This is a genomic window from Humiphilus diazotrophicus (genome assembly GCF_059726315.1).
The window spans coordinates 931,775-952,711 of record NZ_AP040870.1 but is presented as its reverse complement, the minus strand read 5'-3'; the positions used below and the strand labels follow the sequence as shown (position 1 = coordinate 952,711).

Here is a 20,937-nt window from a genome sequence, read left to right as displayed (position 1 = left end):
TTGTCGCGCTCATGCCTGCTCGGCTGAGCGCGATTCTTTTTCTAGTCGGTCCTCTTCTTTTGAGCTCTTCCGAAAATTCGCCTTTGGTTTCTTCTCCGGCTTTATGTGCCAGTATCTTTACGTATCACTTCGGGAAGGGGCAGCGCCGTGGTGATGATGGTGATGTGTCCCGGCCTTGTGTTTGATCTCTTTCCCCGAATTGGTCAAGACCAGTTTGCCTAACTCGACTCCACGGGTAGCCAGCATGCGGTCTGAGATTTTCTGGAGCTCGCGACTGCGACCTTTCATGATGATGACTTCGAGGCAGTAATTGTGATCGAGATGGACGTGAGTGGCCGCCAATACCATGGCTCCGGCGTGGTGCTGGATCTCAGTCAGTTTTTGGGAGAGATGAGGAATATGGTGGTCATAGACCAGGGTCAGGGTTCCTACTACCGGCAGGTTGGAGTCAATGACATCCGAGAGAAGCTCCTCTCGGATCATATCCCGCAGGGCTTCGGAACGATTTTTGTAGCCTCGTCTTGCGATCAGTTTGTCAAAGCCCTCTAGCAGATCTTGCTCGAGGGAGATGCCTGTCCTACTGAGTTCCGCCATTCTTCCAATCCTTTCCTCTGATTGTAGTAGGACGGAGCCGAAACAAGACAGGTCTCCCTGGTCTGAGGCGCGGCCGAAGACTTTCTCCGAATGAGGGCTCTCCAGGGGGGATTGGACTCAGCCTTCATCCTTGAGGGTGAGCGACGGATCGGCAATATCAACCCAGCCCCTCCTTTGATTGCTTTCCAGTTCGGCCTGAAGAATGATCATTTGGCGTAAGCCATCGCTGAACTGAGGATATTCCGGTTCAAGGCTGGCATCGGCGATCGAGGCATAGAAGCGCCGGAAGACCTGTTTGAAGGTGTCGTCATAGCCTTCACTGTGGCCGCCAGGAAGATCTGCATACCGGCGTGCTTCGGGGCTGAGAAGCGATGGATCTTTGATCAGAATCTGATTTCCGGTATCTCGATTTCCGCTCCACAGCTCGTCCGGACGCTCCTGGTTCCAGGCGACAGAGGCCTTGGTTCCATAGATCTCGATGCTCAGCCGGTTTTTGCATCCGGCAGAGACCTGACTGGCGGTTACAGCGCCTCGGGTTCTGGGGCCCATCCGAAAAATCACGGCTCCGAAGTCTTCGGTATCTACGGGCGTTTCGATATAGTCTTCAGTCGAAAGCATTTTGTTCGCGAAGGTCTCGACAGCCTGTTTTGGTCGTTTACGCGTGGGGTGAAAGGTCTGTAAATCAGCGCAAAGGGAGGTGACCTTCAGTCCGGTGATGTGGGTAGCCATGTCGAACCAATGCGAGCCTATATCGGCCATGCACCGGGAGGGACCACCTGTCTTGGCGTCGATACGCCAGTTCCAGTCGGTGTCGTAGAGCAACCAGTCTTGGGAGTAGGTCCCCTGGACGATAAGGATTTCTCCAAGATCGCCGGCCTTACACATGCTCCGCATCTGTTGCACCATGGGGTAGTAGCGAAGATTATGGCAGACACCATTACGCAATCGTTTCTTTTGAGCTAAGGAAAGCAGTTCTTTGGCTTCTTCTACTGTTGTTGCCAAGGGCTTTTCGCACATGACATGTTTGCCTGCTTCGAGAGCGTCCTTTGCCATTTGGAAGTGCTGTGCATTCGGTGTGCATATATGTACTGAAGCAATTTCCGGATCGTCGAGAAGTTCTCGATAGTCGGTAACTATACGTGGAATAGCGAATCCGGCACCCAGACGCTGTGCCGCCGCTTTGTTCCTACCGGCAATGGCGGCGACCTCCACATGCTCCAGCCGTCGTATTGCCTCCAGATGTACCCTACCCATGAAGCCGGTACCGCAGATTGCCGTCCTGATCGATTTCACCTGTTTTGTCCCCTTGCTATACCCACCAGGCTGCGGTGGGTTGATCGCGAAGCACAATACTGTTTAGGAAATTAGCTGCTTTGGTCAGTCCTTCTTCCGGGGAGAGTAGGCTGTCTTCGTGTTCGATGGAGAGCACATAGTCGTAGCCAAACATTCGTAAGGTTGAGATGAATTCCGTCCACCACTCTGCTCCATGGCCATATCCGCAGGTACGGAAAATCCAGCCCCGATTCTTTTCGTCTGTATACGGCTTAGTGTCGAGGACTCCCGTTAGTGGCAGATTTGTCGGGTAAAGCTGGGTATCTTTGGCATGAACATGGAAGATTACCTCATGAAGAAGGCGAGTAGCCGCAATCGGGTCGATGCTCTGCCAGAACAGGTGACTTGGATCGAAATTGCATCCCACACTTGGTCCAGCGATGGAACGTAGTTTGAGCATTGTTTCCGGGTTGTAGACCACGAAGCCAGGGTGCATTTCAATAGCGATCTTCACTCCATGGTCGGCAGCAAATTTCCCTTGCTCAATCCAATATGGCGTTACAACTTCATTCCACTGCCAATCGAGGACCTTCAAGTAATCCGGAGGCCAAGGACACGTGACCCAATTAGGAGCCGTGGCCGAAGGCGAGTCCCCGGGGCAGCCCGAGAAGTCTACAACCACGGGGATGCTGAGTTTTTCTGCCAGCAGAATCGTTCTGCGACTGATTTCGCTGTCGTGTTTAGCCCGTGCGGGATCGGGATGCAGCGCGTTTCCGTGGCAACTGAGTGCGCTGATCGTGATACCGTGATCGGCTAGTTGCTTTTGGAATTCGCTAAGGGCGGTACTGTCTTCCAACATTGAAAGCTTACAGTGTGCGTCTCCCGGATAGTTGCCGGTTCCGAACTCAACGGCATCGATATTCAGATGCTTCAGTTTCTTTAGAACCGAGTCCAAAGAAAGCTGCGACAGCAAAGGTGTGAAGACTCCAACTTGCATAGAAGAATTTTGCTCCTCTAGAAGCATTTCCCGAAAAGATGTAGATCAAAACAATAGAAGTTGGCGCGGCTTTCCGCCAAAGACCGGGGGCCCTAGCAAACCTGTCTTTGGTTTGCTGGGGTGGAAAGAAAGCCGCTCTTCACCCTGCTTGACAAGTTCACAGTATTTCGGGAAATGCTTTAAATCCAGCCGGCTCAGTTATAGCAGCCTGGTCTTATCGCGGGATACACCGAACACGCCATTCTTCGCGCAGGATTGGGCCGATGACCTGATTTATCCTAACGAGCTTGTTCAGTTTCAGTTGAAGCCGTCTTCAAATAGACGGTCTTTCCATTTACGACTGTTCGCAGAACATGCGTTTTAAGAATCTCTTCCGGTGGCACCTTCATTAAATTTCTGTCTAGCACAATGAAATCGGCATAGAAGCCGGGAAGAAGCTTGCCCTTTCTTGTCTCTGCCCGTTCTGCATAAGCTGATCCTTGTGTGTACGCATAAAGCGTCTGTTCAATCGTGAGCCGATTCTCAGGGAAATAGCTTTTGGTTCCGGCTTCATTTTTGCGCGTGACAGCGGCGTAGACTCCGCGAAATGGAGTGACGGGCTCAACTGGATAATCGGTGCCAAAGGCCAGAGGAACTCCGGCATCGAGAAATGCCTTCCATGCATAGGAATATGCCGCTCTCTTGGGACCTAGACGTTGCTCTGCCCAGTTCATGTCCGTCAGCAGATGATTGGGTTGCATGGATGCAATTACTCCTAATTGCTTGAATCGAGGGATATCTACTGGATCGACCACCTGTGCATGTTCAATGCGGTACCGGGGATCGTCATTCTTCTTGTCTGCTGCTTGCTTTCTGAGGTTTGGTGCGGAGGCGGCGATCATCTTCCGGCGCGCATCTACGGCTTGGCTGAAGGCGTCGAGAGCCATGCTGGCTGCGCGGTCTCCAATGGCATGAAAGCCCATCTGGAAACCTGCCTGGGCGCGCTCCGTTGTCATCGCATTCAGCTTGCGCTGGTCGAGACGAGGAATGCCCGCATTCCCGGGATCGTCCGCATAGGGAGATTTCATGGCTGCAGTTCTCGAACCTAGTGAACCATCCATGAACCCCTTCAACATGCCTGTGTGCAGCATCGGATCGCTTTCAGAATGGTCCATCCGGTGCTCCTTGAGGACGGCAACAGGATCGTTGAAAGCTAGCCACTCTGAGATATGGAGTGGAAGCTTGCCTTCCCGCTCCATATCTTCCATTACTAAAAAGTCTTCCCAGTCGGAGTTGTCCTGCACGCTGGTTACTCCATAAGAGAGCGCCTCGGCGATGGCTAACTCCAATCCTCGTCTACGTTCTTCCGGTGTTGGCGGCGGCACTTGTTTATAAACCAGCTGCATTGCCGTTTCTCGAAGAATGCCGGTCGGCTCTCCTTGCGCATCGCGGTCGATCTTGCCTCCTGTCGGAGTTATCGTTGCGGCTGTTATCCCCGCTGCCCTTAGTGCAGCGCTATTCGCCACGGCGATGTGTCCATCGATACGTTCGAAGATGGCCGGACGATCTCCCGTGGCGGAGTCAAGATCCTTGCGTGTTGGCAGAATCTGATTGCTCCACAAGGTGTGATCCCAGCCCGCGCCTGTTATCCAATGATCTGGAGGCGAAGCTATTGCGGCAGCATGAATCTTCTTCATCATCTCTTCAAGCGAAGAGACCCCTGTCAGTTCTAGGGTGAGTTTGGTGCGCCCTGCTCCCCCCAGATGAAGGTGAGCATCATTGAAGCCTGGCATGACGAACGCACCATTCAGGTCAATCTTTTGCGTCTTCTCATCGGCAAGGCGAAGCATGTCCGCATCGTCGCCCGTAAAGAGCACTTTCCCCTCACTGACTGCGATGGCTCTAACAAAGACGGAATGATTTTGCTCTAGCCCCTCTCCGGTAAGGATGTGGCCATGGTAGTACACGGTATCGATTGGCGTTTGAGCAAATGCACCCATAGCTATGCCAAAGAGAAGAGCCAGAAGAACTTTCATGCTGCGGAGTGTAACAAAAATGAGGTTTCGAAGGGTGCCGGAGAACGAAGCAAATGCCGGAATTTTATGTGTCACCCGATCAAGGCAGGATTTCACATATTTCCATATTCAAAGCAGAATCCGTAATGGCTACCAGTTCATCAGATATCCATCTTAGTGGTATGAGGGATATAGCTTGGCGAGAATCGTTCGATTTCACAAACTAGGACCTGCTGAAGTTTTGCAGATAGAGGATCTCCCCTTACAAGAGCCTAAAGAAAATGAAGTACGGCTTCGGATCGAGGCTCTCGGGTTGAATCGCGCGGAAGTGATGTTTCGAACCGGAGTCTACCTTGAAATGCCTCAATTACCTGCGCGTCTTGGCTACGAAGCTTCCGGTATCATCGATGCAGTTGGACCAGGTGTAACTTCTTTCAAAGTGGGCGACCGCGTAAGTACCATCCCTGCGTTTTCCCAAAACTCCTACGGCGTATACGGCGAGTCGGCAGTTGTTCCGGTTACTGCAGTGACCCGCTATCCCGAAAATCTTTCACGCTTCGAGGGTACTTCAATCTGGATGCAGTATCTAACGGCGTGGGGAGCACTGATCTACCGGGGTGCGTTGCAGCCGGAGCAGCACGTCTTGATTACTGCTGCAAGTAGTAGTGTAGGTCTGGCGGCAATCGAGTTGGCAAAACTAGCTGGAGCACATCCCATAGCTGTTACTCGAACATCGGCAAAAAAACAGAGCCTGCTCGACTTCGGAGCTGACGCCGTGATTGCGAGTAGCGAAGAGGACCTGCCCGCCAGTGTCGAAAAACTGACAGGGGGCAAGGGGGTTGAGCTGGTTTTCGATCCCGTCGCGGGAAGCTTTGTCGAAACTTTAGCCAAAGCTTGCGCCTATGGCGCTCAGATTGTCGAATATGGAGCTCTGAGTCTGGAGCCTACACCTTTTCCGCTGTTTCCTGCTCTGCAGAAGGGGCTTGTGGTTCGGGGGTACACCTTGTGGGAGGTAACCTCAAATCCATCTATACGGGCTAAGGCAGAATCCTACATCTACCAACATCTTGAACAAGGAAAGCTGAAGCCCAAAATCGACCGGATATTTCCGTTTTCTCAGATCGTGGAAGCGCACAAATACATGGAATCCAATCAGCAGAATGGGAAAATCGTTGTAGATGTGGCTCAGTAGAAGCGGTGAAAGGCCTCTTTCAAGGTTTGTACAAATTTTTGTACCACACTTTGAAAGCGGGCCCTGCTGTGGACAAACCGGACTGGAAGTAGAAAATCGCTTCCATTAACATAGAGTGACCATGAGCTTTCCAATTAGAACCTGTGTTATTTGCTCAGAAGAGTTTGAGCTGAAGCCGGACAAACCCGGCTTCGCCAACCGTTGCCCGGCATGCAGCGAACCGGAAGAAAATGACGCTGCGACAAATCAAGATGAGGGAAGTAATGGCGAGTTGAATGCGGCTCGCCGTAAAGCAATACGTGAGCTTCTTTATCGGAAAGATAGCTAGAACACTTCTCATTCTGTAACGGAACTGCTGAATTTGTTTTTCCTGGAGCGTGATATTCATCGCGCTCCGGCAGCACGGAATTCTTCTATACTCCTCGTCAGCTTTTTGAACATCACACTGTGTTCTTCCTGTCCATCAGGTATTCACTTAAAATTTCGTTTACCTGTTCCTGGTAGTAAACTTCCAGAGGGAAATGCTCTATTGGTTTCGGATTTAGGGTGAAGCTTTGCCTGATGGAGGTACCGTTAATAAACTTATGCGAATCGGCGATTGCATAGCATGTAAGTCATTTGACTGTGTAGATGTGAAGCATGATTGTCACCTGGTGCCCTCTGTAGCTGTAAAGCCCGAAACTATTTCTTTGGTGATGATTTCGGAAGCTGTACCTGAAAATCCGAACGATTACTATTACGCCAAAGGAAAGCCACTATTCCAAGAGACTACCGTTCAAGCCTTTTGTGATGCCGGAGTGAAAGTGTCCTCTGTGAAGGAACTCATTTCGCTGGGCGTCTATCTTACGACAGCGGTTAAGTGTGCCAAGACCGGATATGGAATACGTTCTGAGACAGTTCAAAACTGTTCTCGCTTATTGGAAAGGGAATTAACACTTTTCCCCCGGACCAAGGTACTGATGTTGATGGGAGACGTGGCTATTAAAGCTATAAACATGATTGCTCAGCGAAATGGACAGAAAAGAGTGATTCCTTCAGGATCTACTTACAAGCTTCGAGGTCAGAAGTACTTCTATAATGGAATACGTGTTTTTCCCTCTTATGTTCAGGCCGGTCCAAGCTTCTTTATTGAGAAGAGTAAGCGCAGAATGATTGCTGAAGATATTGCTGCGGCTATGCAGGTTGTCACTGCTTAAGAATCGAATCTGGATGTCCCTGTCGCAAGATCCTCTTCCATCAGCACGATGACCATTGGAGTGCATCTAATTGATTTACGTCCGGTTGGATGAAAGCTATCCTACGGAGACCTTACCCAAGATAGAGGGCGCATCGTGGCCAAAAAAGAAGAGGCATCCGAAATACTTTCCATCAATGGGCGCAATGTCCGGATAACACATCCTGACAAACTCTATTTTTCAAAACAGATAAAGTTCTCGAAGCTTAACCTCGTACATTACTATCTGACTGTTGCTCAAGGGGCTCTAGCTGGAATTCAAGATCGTCCTATCGTTCTAAAGCGTTTTGTGAATGGCGCTGAGGAGCAGGCCTTTTTTCAAAAGCGTGCTCCAAACGATCTGCCTGAATGGCTCAGCACTGTGACCCTCTCTTTTCCCTCGGGACGGACTGCGGAAGAACTGGTTGTCGATGATGCCGCGGGTTTAGCCTGGATTGTCAATCTCGGATGTCTCGAACTTCATCCGCATGCAGTGCGATCACGCGATCTGGAACATCCTGACGAGTTGCGCATCGATCTTGATCCTGGTCCTGGAATGGGCTGGACGGAGGTTCGGCAGGTCGCCTTGGTCGTAAAGGACTTTCTAGAAGAGGTCGACTTACGCGGCTGGCCAAAGACCAGTGGTTCGCGAGGGATGCATATCAATGTCCGGATTGCAGCCCGTTGGAGTTTCCAGGAGGTCCGTCGTGCTGCATTGGCTCTTTCTCGGGAGGTGGAGAGACGAGTGCCTTTACTTGCCAGTTCCAAGTGGTGGAAGGAGGAACGGCACGGAGTCTTCCTCGACTACAACCAGAACGCCAAAGATCGAACTACAGCTTCAGCCTATTCCGTCCGCCCTCTTCCAGACGCCCGTGTATCGACTCCGCTTTTCTGGAACGAAGTTTCCGAGTGTGATCCAGCCGATTTCACCGTTCTGACAGTGCCACAACGCTTTGCTGAAATAGGCGACCCCCACGCGGACATGAACACTGAAGTTGGAGTGCTCGATAAACTACTTGAGATTGCGGCTAGGCATGAAACAGAAGGTTTGGGGGATGCCCCTTGGCCACCTCATTTCCGCAAAATGGAAGGAGAGGCTCCGAGAGTAGCTCCATCCCGAGCAAAGGCCACGGCAAAAAAGCCCCGCGTCAAAATGCCGTTACTTGTTATCGCCAATTCTCCTGATAAAGAGGCAGCATTGGAAGGCTTGGAGCGATGGAAGGGCAGGCATCCGGATGTGGCTCAACGATTGGCTGTCGATGATGTTCTGGTTGATTCCATGCGCGGGAAGTCGTCTACGTGGACTCGCATTCGTGTGAATTTACGCAATGTCCCAGAGGAACTGCGACCTCCACAGGAGACTCCAGATCCGGATGACGATCCAACTCGGGAGTATTCCAAACCTAAGTATCCGGGGAAGGCCGCGTAGAGAGTCTGTTGAGATTGGCGCAGCATGGATCGGGTGAAGGTCTGTTGGTCAGCACTAAGAGATGTGATCCATGAATGCTTCATGGCCACGACCTAGCCGCGACCTGAAGCATTCATTTCGCCCTCTCCGAGAGACACTCCTAAAGATACTTGCGACTGGAGGAGGTCCGTTCTATTGCACAGATCCTATCCAGGAAGAAAATGGAGCAAGTTTGATGTTTTGTAGGCTGCTTGTTCCCTTGAGGTTTGGATCGTCAGTGAGTATCGTCTTGACGGTTTTTCCTGTTGCGCCATTTCCGGTCAGATTGAAGGAGATTGTTTGTGGCTCGGCGGTAAAATTCATGGCCACCACGATCGACTCCTTCCCTGCAGGACCTTTCCGCAGATAAGAGAGAACATTGGAGTCGGAAGGATTGAGCATTGTCATCGAGCCATCCCGTAATGCTGGGACATTTCGACGCAAGGAGATTAGCTTCTTGTGCCAATTGAGTAGGGATGCGGGATCGCTCTCTTCCGTTTTTACATTGACAGTTTTGTAATCTTCCGCGAGAGGGAGCCAGGTAGAAGAAATTGAACTAAATCCTCCAGCTTGGGAATCGTCCCATTGCATTGGCGTTCGCTCTCCATCTCGTCCCTTCTGTTTCGGCCAGCCAAGAATTCCGATTGGATCTTTTACGTCCTCTTTGCTCTTTGGCTCTGTGGTGACCATTCCCAGCTCTTCTCCGTAATACATCAAAGCCGTAGCACGGGTTGTAAAGAGAACAGTTGCGACGACTCTGGCGATGGCATCGTTGTGGACTCCGTCTCCATATCGATCCCAACTCCGGTGATTATCGTGATTGTCGAATACAAAGAGGGGCTGGCTCCCATGAATCTGGGTTTCGGCTTCTTCGATTCGTTTCCGGAACAGACCAACATCCAATTTATCCGTGAATCCTACTTGCAGGTCCATGGGAAGCTGCAGCTCATCGCGTTTGGCTCCGCCATACCATCTGTCCAGCTCCGCGATATTGGGCAGATAGGTCTCACCGATGAGGACTCGATGCCCAGGATAGCTGTCGACAACGTTGCGCAGGCGCCGCATAACACCATGAACTTCAGGAAGATTGCTCGTCATATCTTCTGAAATGATCGGATCGCCATAGTCGTTGGTTCCACCAAGAGGCTTTTCGTCACGCCACTGAGGGTCTTCGAAGATGGTTGGCACAGCATCCAGGCGAAAGCCAGCTACTCCGCGATTGAGCCAAAAGCGGACCACCCCAAACATGGCCTTTTCTACAGCGGGGTTTCTCCAATTAAGGTCAGGCTGTTCTGGATAAAACTTGTGATAGTACCACTGGTTGGTTTTCGGATCGAACTTCCACGCCGAATGTCCGAAGAGGCTCTCCCAATTGTTGGGCGGGATGCCCTCTCCTTTTCCGTCTCTCCACACGTACCAATCCCGCTTCGGATTTGTCTTTGAACTTTCCGATTCTATAAACCATGGATGCTTGTCTGAAGTATGGTTTACGACGAAGTCCATGATGACACGGATATTCCGTTTTTTTGCTTCAGCTACGAGTTCGTCGAAATCTGCGAGAGTTCCGTACTTCGGATCGATATCCTCGTAGTTGGAGATGTCGTATCCGAAATCTACCTGCGGCGAGGGGTAAACAGGAGAAAGCCATATAGCATCGACTCCCAGAGACTGCAAATAGTCCAAACGTTGAGTGATGCCCTTGAGGTCTCCGATCCCATCTCCATTTGAGTCCTGAAAGCTGCGCGGATAGATCTCATAGATCACCGCATGTTTCCACCATATCTCTTCAGTAGAAGCTTTCGCCGTGGTTGTGGCCTTCTTTGCCGGAGTTCCTGTCGATTGCGCCAGGCAGGGAGCGCAAATGAACCCGGTAGCCAGAAGGGAAGCTAGAACTGAAGTCACCCCTAAGCGGTTGAAAGATTTAGTCAATGTGGCAGTCTCCTTCAGTGTATCCGCACCAAATATAGCACCATGAAATATGAGTCTTTGAGGGACTACCGTAGGTATGCGATCGGAAGGAATTGCAGATGACGGCAAATCACCTGCTGCGTAGGCGTGCGTTGAAAATCAACGACTAAGTGGGCAACCACCTAGTGTTCTTTTCCAAATAAATGACTATTAACCATTGTGTTAATAGTGCAGATTTTTTGCGGTGGAGAGAAAGAGGTCACTCCACTCTCCTCTGAATTGGCGAATCGGCTAACTGCGAATATATGGCAAGACTAGCTGTCGAGTGGTTCCAAGAAAAGGCTTTCAGCAGGATGTTATCTCTAAATTAAGAATTTGTGCCGGAAATATGTTGACAGTTGGTAAACATAAGACGTAGTGTGCTGTTGGTTTACATCGAAGTGTTTACTTTGAATCTTCGAGAGAGATTACTCGAAGCCCGCATTAGAGATCCAAAAGATACGAAGAAAAGAAACCCGAGTTACAGGGTTGGAAACAACGGCAATACGCGAACGTCGTTTGGCGTTCAGCATCATTTATGGGGTGTCCAGGCATGCGAGTATTCAGGTACTACGCACTATATCTGTGCGCATTTCTGTTATCCATCTCCCTCAACAGTTTTGGACAGGCAGTCTATGGTTCCTTGTATGGAACCATTACGGATAACACGGGAGCAGCTATCCCCAATGCGGCAATTGCGGTTACAGATGAGAATAAGGGGACGACCGTGAATGTCCAGGCAAACGAGTCCGGAGCATATCGCGTCGATCACCTTATCCCCGACGTCTACGATGTCAAAGTTACCGTAAATGGGTTTAAGACCTTCACGGCTAAGGGATTACAGGTTTTTGCAGATTCCTCCCTTAAAGTGGATGCCCAGCTTGAAGTCGGTGGAGCTTCTCAGAGCATAGAGGTTACAGCCGATTCCATGCCGCTTTTGAAGACTGATCGTGCCGATGTTGCAACCACTTTTACCCAAAAGGAAGTTCAAGATCTTCCCATCGGAGATCGTAATTTTACGAATCTGCAGTTGCTTTTGCCTGGAGCGCAGCAATTGGGATGGAGTCATGCTGCATCAGAGAATCCCCAGGCAAGCAAACAGATCCAGGTAGATGGTCAGGCCTTCGGAGGCGTAGCTTTTCAACTCGATGGAACCGATAATCAAGATCCAATTCTTGGGATTATCGTTGTTAATCCTCCCATGGATGCCTTATCGGAATCCAAGATCACAACACAAAATTTCGACGCCGAATTTGGGAAGGCAGTTTCCTCCGTTGTAACGGCGCAAACGAAATCGGGGTCGAATAATTTCCACGGAAGTCTGTTTGACTATCGTCAAAGCAATGCAAATCTGGCGCGTGATCCATTTACACAGCCACCTAGTAGCGCTTTCCCCTCTGGTTTGATGAATCAATTTGGTGGTTCTATTGGGGGACCTGTTCTAAAAGACAGGCTGTTCTTCTTTGGTGATTATCAGGGGGTCCGCCAGAAGGTCGGTACCTCCGCTTCGATGACTGTGCCCTCACAGTTGCTGATCAGTACCTGTCTGGGGAATCAGGTAGGTCCTAGTGGAATTGCCGGGTGCGATTTTAGCGAATACTCGTCTCCTGCGGCTCTGGGAGCAAATGGCATTATTTATCAGTCGAATGGACAGTCTTATCCGGGAAATGTAATTCCCACAGCTGAGCTTTCTACTCCGGCGCTCAATTTATTCAAACTATTGCAGCCATACAAACCTAATAAAGCTGGGAATTACAATGGCCTGCAGAACAACTATGCAGGTAACGGAACAGGTCTTTTCAATAGCGATGCCTGGGATACGCGGGGAGATTTTCAGGTAACGGAGAGGATTCACACCTTTGCCCGCTTTAGCCGCTTTACCGATACCCTGACCGGAACAACGCTCTTCGGTCCGGCCGGTGGCGCAGGCTTCGGAATTGCAAATTTCGGAGGTACCTCGAAGGGAGCAAATGACAGCCTGGCTGCTGGAGCGGACGTAGCTCTAAATCCTAAGCTGGTTATGGATTTTCGTGTTGGTTATTATCGTTATAATATCCGCACTTCGAAATACAACTCAACCGTTCCTTTCGCAACCCAGTTAGGAATTCCAGGATTGAATACCGGATCGCCCATTACAGGCGGTGCACCAAGCTTCAATGTCGCCGATGTGGGAGCAACGAACTTTAAGACCAGTCCAGACAATTCGCAAGGAACTGGAGCCCAGTACGGAAGCGGATTGAACATCACTCGCTGCAATTGTCCTCTTACGGAGAGAGAAGACCAATTCCAGATCGTAAACAATTGGACCAAAACGATAGGCAATCATGCGGTGAAGATCGGTGCCGACCTGCGTTATGCCCGCAATTTACGAGTGCCGAGCGATACCGACCGTACCGGCATTCTCAGCTTCGGTAATGGGCCTACCTCCAATGGAGTTTCAGGAGGACTCGGGTTTGCCACCTTAGCCAAAGGGCAGGTAACCCAGTTTGGCCGGTACTTCAGCGTGTCGACCAACGCTAAGGAGTTCCAGAAGCGGGATTTCTTTTATGTACAAGATACCTGGAGAGCTACATCGACACTAACGGTCAACTACGGGGTCCGTTACGAGTTCTATTTCCCTGAGTCGGTAAATGGTAAGGGCTTCGGTTCCTTGATGGACCTCAGGGATGGATATCTTCATGTGGCAGGATACGGTGGAATCCCTAGCAATATGGGATGGAATATGGCTCCCAACGCCTACAATCCCCGCTTAGGAATCGCGTACCAGGTAGCACCGAGGACCGTGATCCGTGCGGGTTATGGCAGAAGCTTTGATATTGGAGTCTTCGGTTCAATTTTTGGACACGTTGTTACACAGAACTTGCCTGTGCTTGCAAACCAGACGGTTGTGCCGACTGGAGGCCCAACCTCTTATGCATTCTCCTTGTCTTCAGGACCGCCTCCAGCGACTTTACCTGCGGTTCCTGCAAATGGATTGATACCAGCACCAGCTTATTCCGGACCAGGTGGAGTTAGTCCAAAGGCTCGACCTAATGATTTACGTCTTCCAACGCTGGATGCATGGAACGTAAGTTTGCAGCAGTCGCTGACGCCCACTCTTTCTTTCACGATCGCCTATGTGGGAAATAAGGGGACCCATACCTTGAGTGCCGGGGATGGCAATAATACCAATCCCAATGAGCCGGCTATCTTCCTGCCTGGGCAATACAGTATTACCGGGCAACCACTTCACTTTGACTCAAGTGTAAAGACGGGGATATCCTCTACAGGAGGTACGGCAAATACTACCTTCTTACAGCGTTATTATGGGGGGAGTTTGCCCGCCTGCCAAGGCCCATGTGGGTGGACCAACGCAATCAGCTACTATGGCGACGATCAGGATTCTCACTTCAACGCTCTGCAGGTGACTGTTGCGAAGCAGTTTTCTCATGGGCTTTCCTTCACTGCGAACTATGCGTGGCAACGCGGCTACGATTTCAACTCAAGCTTTGCCACTTGGGATCGCCATGCAGTGAAGGGCCGTAATAACGATATTCGTGAACAACAGCTAGTCGCTTATGGCCTATACCAACTGCCTTTTGGGCATGGACGAATGTTTGTGGCAAAATCTTCTCGTCTAGTCGATGAAGTTATCGGCGGATGGCAGATAAGTCCGGTTGTCAATTGGTCTAGCGGATTACCTATGACCCTTATTTATGGAGGGTGTTCCGCAAACGTACCAAGCAATGCTCCCTGTTATCCCAACGGACGAGCAGGGAATTTGTCTATCAAAATGGGCACATTTAATCCCGCCACGGCCAGAAGACTACTCTATTCCGGGACAGCAACCGGCTTTACGACACCTGGACTAGACCAAATAGGAGACGCCGGTCGAAATAACGTCTTTGGTCCGCGATTCTTCAATGCGGATATTGCTATTCAAAAGGATTTTCCGATTAAGGAAAGTCTATTTGCCCAATTCCGTATGGATGCCTTCAACGCCTTCAACCACATTAACGCAGCTAACCCTGGGAGCAATTTGCCAATTGACCAGGGAGCGCAATACTCCACTGCGCAGCCACCTGGTGCATCTGCTCGTCAGCTGAAGTTTTCAATACGTCTTCAGTTCTGACCTTGGTCTGATCTGTTTTGAAGAGAGGGGAGCAAAAATGCTCCCCTTTTTCCTGGGCGATGGGGTCGAGGGCTGCGATGCAGTAATATTTGTGTGCGAGGGGTTACTGGGTTGAATAGGTTTTCAAAAAGTATTGTCTTCGTTGGACTTGTTGTGCTCTTCTCTACTGCTGTCGATTGGGCGATGCAGACCGCGGTTGCTCAGGAGTGGAGCATTGGTTCTTTTCATCGGGTTAATAGCACTGAACCATTACTACGTCCGAAACCGACGAGTGTCTTTATTGATCCCATAGAGAAAAAGCCTGTTCATTGGGAAGCGCTGCACACTTTTAATCCGGCTGCAATTGTCCGGAATGGAAAAATAGAAGTTTTATATCGAGCGGAAGACGATACCGGCACAATGAAAATCGGTGGCCATACTTCCCGTCTAGGACTGGCGGAGAGCGAAGATGGCATTCACCTCACCCGGCGTGCGGAGCCCGTATTCTTTCCGGCAGAAGATGCTCAGAAAGCAAGAGAGTGGCCCGGCGGTGTAGAGGATCCTCGTATTGTAGAGCTCGAAGATGGAACCTACATTCTCACCTATACACAATGGAATCGGGTTACGTATTCCATCGGAATTGCCAGTTCGAAAGATTTGCTTCACTGGGAAAAGGATGGTCCCGCCTTTCAGTCTGCAGGTAGAAAATATCAGAATTTCAGATACAAATCAGGTGGAATTGTCACCGCAGTTTCGGGTGGTCGGCTCAAGGCCGTCAAAATTCGCGGCAAGTACTGGATGTACTGGGGTGAGGGAGAGGTTCATCTTGCGAGTTCTCCCGATGCAATTCATTGGACTCCCGTTGAGGACGACAATGGTAAGTTGCTCGTTCTTCTGGCTCAACGTGCAGGTCGTTTTGATAGTTCCTTTCCGGAGGTTGGGCCGCCTCCTGTTCTCACCAAAGATGGGATCGTGGTGCTGTATAACGGGAAGAATGCTGCTACTTCGGGCGATACCACATTAGGTGCCGGTGCCTATGCGACTGGGCAGGCCCTATTCAATGCTGAGGACCCGGCAAAGCTGCTCGCCCGTGCCGATTCTCCTTTTCTGCGACCTGAGCTTCCCTATGAAAAATCCGGCCAATATGCAGCAGGAACTACCTTCTCGGAGGGGCTGGTCTTCTTTCAGGGAAGATGGTTTCTCTACTATGGTTGTGCCGATTCTCTCGTGAGTGGCGTCATCACAGGGGCCAACATCAAGGAAGAGAAGTAATGACCGGGATGTCCCCTTTCTTTGGTAAAGAGAAGGGGGCATTGTCGAAATCTTTTGTTCTGGTCTTCAGTTTCTTTTGTTCCTTGTTCGCTTGTGCTCAAACGCCTGCGGTATCTCCGGCAAAGAGGCCGCTGGCTGATTTGTCCGCGCTCCGTAACTTGATCGACAAGGGCAGAGTAACCGAAGCATTACAGCAACTGGATGTACTTGCCCAACAGCAGCCCGAGCCTTTAGGAGTGGAACGGTTGCGCGGGATGGCGTTTTATACACAGGGCAATTTTGCTGCGGCAGATCGTGCTTTGTCCGCTGCTCTGCAACAAGACAGCAAGGATATGGAAGCCGCGGAAATTCGAGGTCTGACGCTTTTTCGTTTGGGGCGTCCCACAGAGGCCATTCCAATCCTGGAGACGGTACATGGGTGGAACTCCGCGACTAAAATTGATCCCGACTATGTACTGGCTCTCTGCTATATAGAGACGCGCCGATTTGAAGATGCGCGACGTGCGCTCGCAAGGCAGTATGGCTTTGCTCCAGAATCGGCAGAAGCATACCTGATCGCAGCACGAATACTTCTCCGGCGGGAGAACCTGCTTCAGGCCAAGGAGTTTGCCCAGAAGGCTATCTCCTTAAATCCGCAACTTTCACTAGCACATTTGCTTTTAGGAGAGATTGCTTTATCTGGAGAGCGTCTGGACGAGGCGATTGCAGAGTTTGAAAGAGAGCGTGCGCAGAATCCGCTTTATGGCGGGGTCTATGACCGGCTTGGCGATGCATATTCCCGTGCGGGGGAATATGCAAAGGCACAGCAGGCTTTGCAGCGGGCTCTCCTCCTCGAACCATATGCAACTGGGCCATATATTCTTTTAGGGAAAGTATTGCTCCGTAGAGAAGATCCCGTGAGCGCAGCTACCTATCTGGAGCGGGCTGAAAAGATGGATCCATCGAATTACCTCACCCACAACTTTCTGAGCCAGGCGTATCGGTTGATGGGGAAGACCGAAGATGCAGCAAAAGAAGCTGCCATGGCGAAAAAGCTACAAGAAGCAGAGCGTCCTCGTCCTAATCCTGACTAGAGCGTTTCATTTCAGGTGTACGCCGAAAAGCACCCTGGAGTGCAAAAGCACAAGGTCATCTCAGAGGGTCTGCTTTCAGAATCTTTCCTCCTTCTTGAACGACATACAAACGGTTAGAAGCCAAGCCTTTTAGTGTGTCCGATTGTCCAGATGGCCAACGGATTTCTACGTCGGCTTTGGATGCGGTATCGAGTCCAAAGTGGATACGCAGGTCGTTTTGGGAATAGTAACTTCCGCCGCTACGAACTTCTTCCATCTGGACCGGGAGCTTTTTGTTGTCGGAAGTAGTTGGCACAGATACGCGGATTCTAGCCCCAATTCCGGTACGATTCGATTTCGTTCCGACGAGCCGAATCTTGATCCAGCTGCGATTGAGTGTGGAATCGCATCGTAAGAGCTGTGGAACACTGTTTATGCAGTTAACGACGATATCGAGGTCGCCGTCATTATCGATGTCTCCGAAGGCACAACCTCTGGCAGCAGCAGCGTCTGTGATGCCTGTTCCGGCTTGATTGGTAATTTCTTCAAATTGACCATTGCGTAGATTTCGGTATAGATATTTGTGCTCTGCATAGGGAGCGTCGATGTGCGTACCATCGACCTCAGGATAGACGTGTCCGTTGCAGACCAGCAGGTCGGGCCAGCCATCGTTGTCCATATCGAAAAATCCAACGCCCCAGCCTAAAAGCCGGGTATTGATGCCTAAGCCTGAAAGATAGGTGTAGTCATCGAACATTCCATCTCCGAGATTGCGGTAGAGGGAATGAGTATCGCCGGCGAAGTTTGTTTTGACGATGTCGAGTTTTCCATCTCTGTCGAAATCTCCTATAGATACTCCCATCCCTGCCTGAGGTTTGCCATCGGGAGAATAGGCTACGCCCGCTTCAATCGCTGCATCTTTGAAGGTTCCGTCTTTCTGGTTTTGATAAAGAGTTGCAGCGGTAGAATCGTTGGCGACATATATGTCCGGCCAGCCGTCGTCATCGAGATCTGCTATTGCCACGCTGAGTCCATAGGTCCCAATCGTATTCGCTATGCCGCTTTTCTCCGAGACGTCAGTGAAAGTCCCATTGCCATTATTGTGGTAGAGGATATTCTTTCCGCCTTGAAGTCCAGGAGGACCGCAGGCAACCTGGATGCCTTTGTATAAGCAGTTTGCAGCTTCGGGTAGTGGAGCGGTCTTTACGTCGAAATCAATATAATTTGCGACAAACAGATCGAGATGTCCGTCACGGTCGTAATCGAGGAAGGCACAACCTGAATTCCATCGGGTTCGGGACTGTAGCAATCCTGCTTTTGCGGTGACGTCGGTAAAAGTCCCATCTCCATTATTGCGATAGAGTGCATTTTGTCCGTAGTAGCTTATGAAGAGATCGTTCCAGCCATCGTTGTTGTAATCGCCGACGCAGCAGGCTTGACCCCATCCACTGCGAGCTAGGCCCGCCTTGATTGTTACGTCGGTAAAGGTTCCATCGCGGTTGTTTTTGAAGAGGTGGCAGACAGGTTCTTGTCCCTTTGGGAACCCTTCCAAACGGTAGCCATTTACAAGAAAGATATCCACCCAATCATCCTGATCGTAGTCGTAGAAGGCGACTCCACATCCAGTGGTTTCGAGAAGATACTTGTTTTTGTGCTCGCCGCCATAGATCGTCTTGATGTTAAGACCAGATTGTTTTGCAATGTCAATGAAGCTCACACCTAAAAGTGTTCCGGCTACAGGGGAGGGTAATTTCTTGGGGGCTGCCTGAGGCTTTGCGTCATAAGTTGGCCGGGAGTTCTGTGCGGGAGCGGCCAAAGCCAAGACATCTTCCAGCGCTAGCACGAGTGTCGAGCGAGAAAGCGATCTCAAAAATCTGCGGCGACTGAAGCTCAAACCATAACCTCCCGGCCCTTTGGGGACGAGCCGAATCACCTTCGTGAGTCCAGAGTATAGAGAATGAAAAATACACTACACAATAGGCACAATGCCATCAGAACAGAAGAGTACCCCGTCTTCACCAGAGGTGTATCGGTCTGCACGGATCTCATTCATCAGTCCGGATACAGCATTTGTGAAAATGGCCTAATTTGCGTGGCTGGACTTATTTTGAGATTCAAGTAAATCAGCTTTGTTGCGTTCGATAGCGGCATCTGCAGTTTTGCCCTGTTGTTGCAGGATCTTTGCTATCTCCCGGTGTGCTTCCGCCAGATCCGGCTCGGCAGAGATAGCTGTTTCCAGTTGCTGTAATGCTTCTGTGAGTTGGCCTCGCTGGAATAAGGCCTTACCGCTTTGCAAAGCAAAAGTGGCGCGTTGGTGTGTAACCGCTGTACGACTCAGATCTGCAGCTATCTTGCGCTCGGCAGCAGCTCCCTCTTTATCTCCCCGTTGCAGGAGGATGGATGCGAGCGTGATATGCGGGCTCGGTTGATTGGGGAGAAGATCAATTGCTCGTTTTAGCGCAGGAATTGCCCTGTCCGGTTCGTTTGCTTGTTTGTAAATGCTTCCCAGAATTGACCATCCTTCTCCATTGGAAGGGTTAAGCTTGAGAGCTTTCTCCATTTCCTGGGCTGCTTCCTGAAATTTTCCCATTTGCATATAGAGGATGCCAAGCGTGTAGGGCGGATCGGGCAACGTGGGATCTTGTTTTGCAGCAAGCTCGAATTCTGGAATGGCTTCGGAGACCTTGTCCTGAAGCTTGAGAGCGAGTCCCAGGTCATAGTGCAGTTGCGGGCTATCAGGTGCTAGCGCGAGGCCTGTACGGAATTCTTCTATTGCCTGGTCTATATGGTTCTGCTGTAGATAGGTCACACCCAGATCCTGGTGCAGAACGGGATCTCGGGGAGCTAGTTTAAGCGCGCGTTCGTAAACCGGTACAGCTTCCTTGGCCTGGCCTACCTGTACCATAGCTAATCCCAGATTAGTCAGTGCAGCAGCATCCTCAGGTTTTGCCGTAACTGCTGATTGAAAGAAGGGAAGTGCTTCCTCCGGTTTTCCTGTGTTTTGTAATGCGATGGCTAAAGCGTACTGTGCATCGGAGGAAGATTGGTTGATCTTTAGTGCTTGCCGTAGGGGAGCGAGTGCTTCACTGTCTTTGCCTGCCGCCTGCAACGCTTTACCCAGCTGCAGATTTGTCTCGAAATCATCGGGCGTTTGGGCCAGAACGATTTTGAGCTGATCAATAGAGTCGGCTACCTTGCCTTGCATCAACAGGAGAGAGCCCAAATGAAATCGAGCAAGAGTCAGATTCGGTTGAAGAGTTAAAGCTTTCTGGAATTCGTTTTCTGCCTCGTCGAGCTTTTTTTGCTCTGCTAAAACGGTTCCCACGTTGTCGTGGAGAGTTGCGTCTGCAGGGAAGGAGAGTAGGGCGTTCCGAAGTTGAGTTTCGGCTTCCGCGGGTTGCCCGAGGCCGTCGAGTGCTCTGGCATATGCAGCAACTGCCGCTGCCGGTAGGGTGATTTTGGCTGATTCCAGAGATCGAAAGAGTGTTATAGCCGATTGAAAGGTATTCTGTCGGGAATAGGCTGTGGCCAAGTTTATCGTAGCTGTATTGTCGTTACGATCCAGCTTGTGAGCCTTCTCCAACTCTCGAACTGCTGCAGCGTTGTCACCTTCTGCCAGGAGGACCGCGCCGAAAGCACTGTGCCCTGCGGCAATTTGTGGAGCGAGTTGAACGACCTTGGCAAATTGGGTATGCGCAGCGGAGAGTTCGTTGCGCATCATTGCAGCGTAGCCGGCTCGAAATGCAGCATCTGCGGCTTGGATGGCTGTTGACCGTGGCGGTGCGGCGGTCTGAGATTGACTGATAACGGCAACGCCGAACAGCAACGCCATCCAAAGCCGGTTTTTCATAGCATCTGAATTGTAAC

At 50.7% G+C, this 20,937-nt stretch carries 14 protein-coding genes; 7 read left to right on the top strand and 7 right to left on the bottom strand.

Features of this window, described 5'->3' with window-relative positions; genetic code table 11:
* Positions 1-117: 117 nt before the first annotated feature.
* The 4 genes from nikR to AC6I7T_RS05440 all read right to left on the bottom strand — a co-directional run bounded on the left by nikR (position 118) and on the right by AC6I7T_RS05440 (position 4,974).
* Positions 118-594: a nickel-responsive transcriptional regulator NikR gene (gene nikR, locus AC6I7T_RS05455; protein ID WP_497792314.1), complete on the bottom strand. Its 477-nt coding sequence runs from the start codon at positions 592-594 to the stop codon at positions 118-120.
* Between the two features lie 117 nt (positions 595-711).
* Positions 712-1,887, bottom strand: coding sequence for a Gfo/Idh/MocA family protein (locus AC6I7T_RS05450; RefSeq protein ID WP_497792313.1), 1,176 nt, complete (start codon positions 1,885-1,887; stop codon positions 712-714).
* A gap of 16 nt (positions 1,888-1,903) precedes the next feature.
* The gene (locus AC6I7T_RS05445) at positions 1,904-2,863 is read right to left on the bottom strand and encodes a sugar phosphate isomerase/epimerase family protein (protein ID WP_497792312.1); all 960 of its coding nucleotides are present in this window, start codon (positions 2,861-2,863) and stop codon (positions 1,904-1,906) included.
* A gap of 278 nt (positions 2,864-3,141) precedes the next feature.
* A complete protein-coding gene (locus AC6I7T_RS05440) occupies positions 3,142-4,974 on the bottom strand; it encodes an amidohydrolase (RefSeq protein WP_497792311.1) in 1,833 nt (610 codons plus the stop codon).
* Between the two features lie 79 nt (positions 4,975-5,053).
* Here AC6I7T_RS05440 and AC6I7T_RS05435 point away from each other — a divergent pair, with 79 nt between their 5' ends.
* From AC6I7T_RS05435 to AC6I7T_RS05420, 4 genes are all read left to right on the top strand, one after another.
* Positions 5,054-6,049, top strand: coding sequence for a zinc-dependent alcohol dehydrogenase family protein (locus tag AC6I7T_RS05435; protein ID WP_497792310.1), 996 nt, complete (start codon positions 5,054-5,056; stop codon positions 6,047-6,049).
* 121 nt (positions 6,050-6,170) lie between these two features.
* A complete protein-coding gene (locus AC6I7T_RS05430) occupies positions 6,171-6,377 on the top strand; it encodes a hypothetical protein (RefSeq protein ID WP_497792309.1) in 207 nt (68 codons plus the stop codon).
* Between the two features lie 256 nt (positions 6,378-6,633).
* Entirely contained in the window at positions 6,634-7,245 is a 612-nt protein-coding gene (locus AC6I7T_RS05425; RefSeq protein WP_497792308.1) for a uracil-DNA glycosylase family protein, read from the top strand.
* Between the two features lie 135 nt (positions 7,246-7,380).
* Positions 7,381-8,691 carry a DNA polymerase domain-containing protein gene (locus tag AC6I7T_RS05420; protein ID WP_497792307.1) on the top strand — a complete coding sequence of 437 codons (1,311 nt, stop codon included), beginning with the start codon at positions 7,381-7,383 and terminating at the stop codon, positions 8,689-8,691.
* 171 nt (positions 8,692-8,862) lie between these two features.
* Here the strand turns inward: AC6I7T_RS05420 and AC6I7T_RS05415 are convergent, their stop codons facing one another.
* A complete protein-coding gene (locus tag AC6I7T_RS05415; RefSeq protein ID WP_497792306.1) occupies positions 8,863-10,638 on the bottom strand; it encodes a glycoside hydrolase family 13 protein in 1,776 nt (591 codons plus the stop codon).
* Positions 10,639-11,209: 571 nt separating this feature from the next.
* Between AC6I7T_RS05415 and AC6I7T_RS05410 the strand changes: the two genes are divergently transcribed.
* From AC6I7T_RS05410 to AC6I7T_RS05400, 3 genes are all read left to right on the top strand, one after another.
* Positions 11,210-14,767 carry a TonB-dependent receptor gene (locus tag AC6I7T_RS05410; protein ID WP_497792305.1) on the top strand — a complete coding sequence of 1,186 codons (3,558 nt, stop codon included), beginning with the start codon at positions 11,210-11,212 and terminating at the stop codon, positions 14,765-14,767.
* A gap of 111 nt (positions 14,768-14,878) precedes the next feature.
* Positions 14,879-16,018, top strand: coding sequence for a glycoside hydrolase family 130 protein (locus tag AC6I7T_RS05405; protein ID WP_497792304.1), 1,140 nt, complete (start codon positions 14,879-14,881; stop codon positions 16,016-16,018).
* Positions 16,018-17,091: a tetratricopeptide repeat protein gene (locus AC6I7T_RS05400; protein ID WP_497792303.1), complete on the top strand. Its 1,074-nt coding sequence runs from the start codon at positions 16,018-16,020 to the stop codon at positions 17,089-17,091. Before AC6I7T_RS05405 ends, AC6I7T_RS05400 begins: the two co-directional genes overlap by 1 nt.
* 55 nt (positions 17,092-17,146) lie before the next feature.
* On the opposite strand, the gene AC6I7T_RS05395 is transcribed toward AC6I7T_RS05400, so the two are convergent.
* Positions 17,147-18,964, bottom strand: a complete 1,818-nt coding sequence (locus AC6I7T_RS05395; protein WP_497792302.1) for a CRTAC1 family protein — start codon at positions 18,962-18,964, stop codon at positions 17,147-17,149.
* Positions 18,965-19,153: 189 nt separating this feature from the next.
* Positions 19,154-20,920: a tetratricopeptide repeat protein gene (locus AC6I7T_RS05390; RefSeq protein ID WP_497792301.1), complete on the bottom strand. Its 1,767-nt coding sequence runs from the start codon at positions 20,918-20,920 to the stop codon at positions 19,154-19,156.
* Positions 20,921-20,937: the final 17 nt, after the last annotated feature.

Coding starts and splice junctions, on each gene's coding strand:
- AC6I7T_RS05430 (WP_497792309.1), top strand. CDS start 6,171: ATGAGCTTTCCAATTAGAACCTGTGTTATTTGCTCAGAAGAGTTTGAG.
- AC6I7T_RS05390 (WP_497792301.1), bottom strand. CDS start 20,920: ATGAAAAACCGGCTTTGGATGGCGTTGCTGTTCGGCGTTGCCGTTATC.
- AC6I7T_RS05400 (WP_497792303.1), top strand. CDS start 16,018: ATGACCGGGATGTCCCCTTTCTTTGGTAAAGAGAAGGGGGCATTGTCG.
- AC6I7T_RS05410 (WP_497792305.1), top strand. CDS start 11,210: ATGCGAGTATTCAGGTACTACGCACTATATCTGTGCGCATTTCTGTTA.
- AC6I7T_RS05425 (WP_497792308.1), top strand. CDS start 6,634: ATGCGAATCGGCGATTGCATAGCATGTAAGTCATTTGACTGTGTAGAT.
- AC6I7T_RS05445 (WP_497792312.1), bottom strand. CDS start 2,863: ATGCAAGTTGGAGTCTTCACACCTTTGCTGTCGCAGCTTTCTTTGGAC.
- nikR (WP_497792314.1), bottom strand. CDS start 594: ATGGCGGAACTCAGTAGGACAGGCATCTCCCTCGAGCAAGATCTGCTA.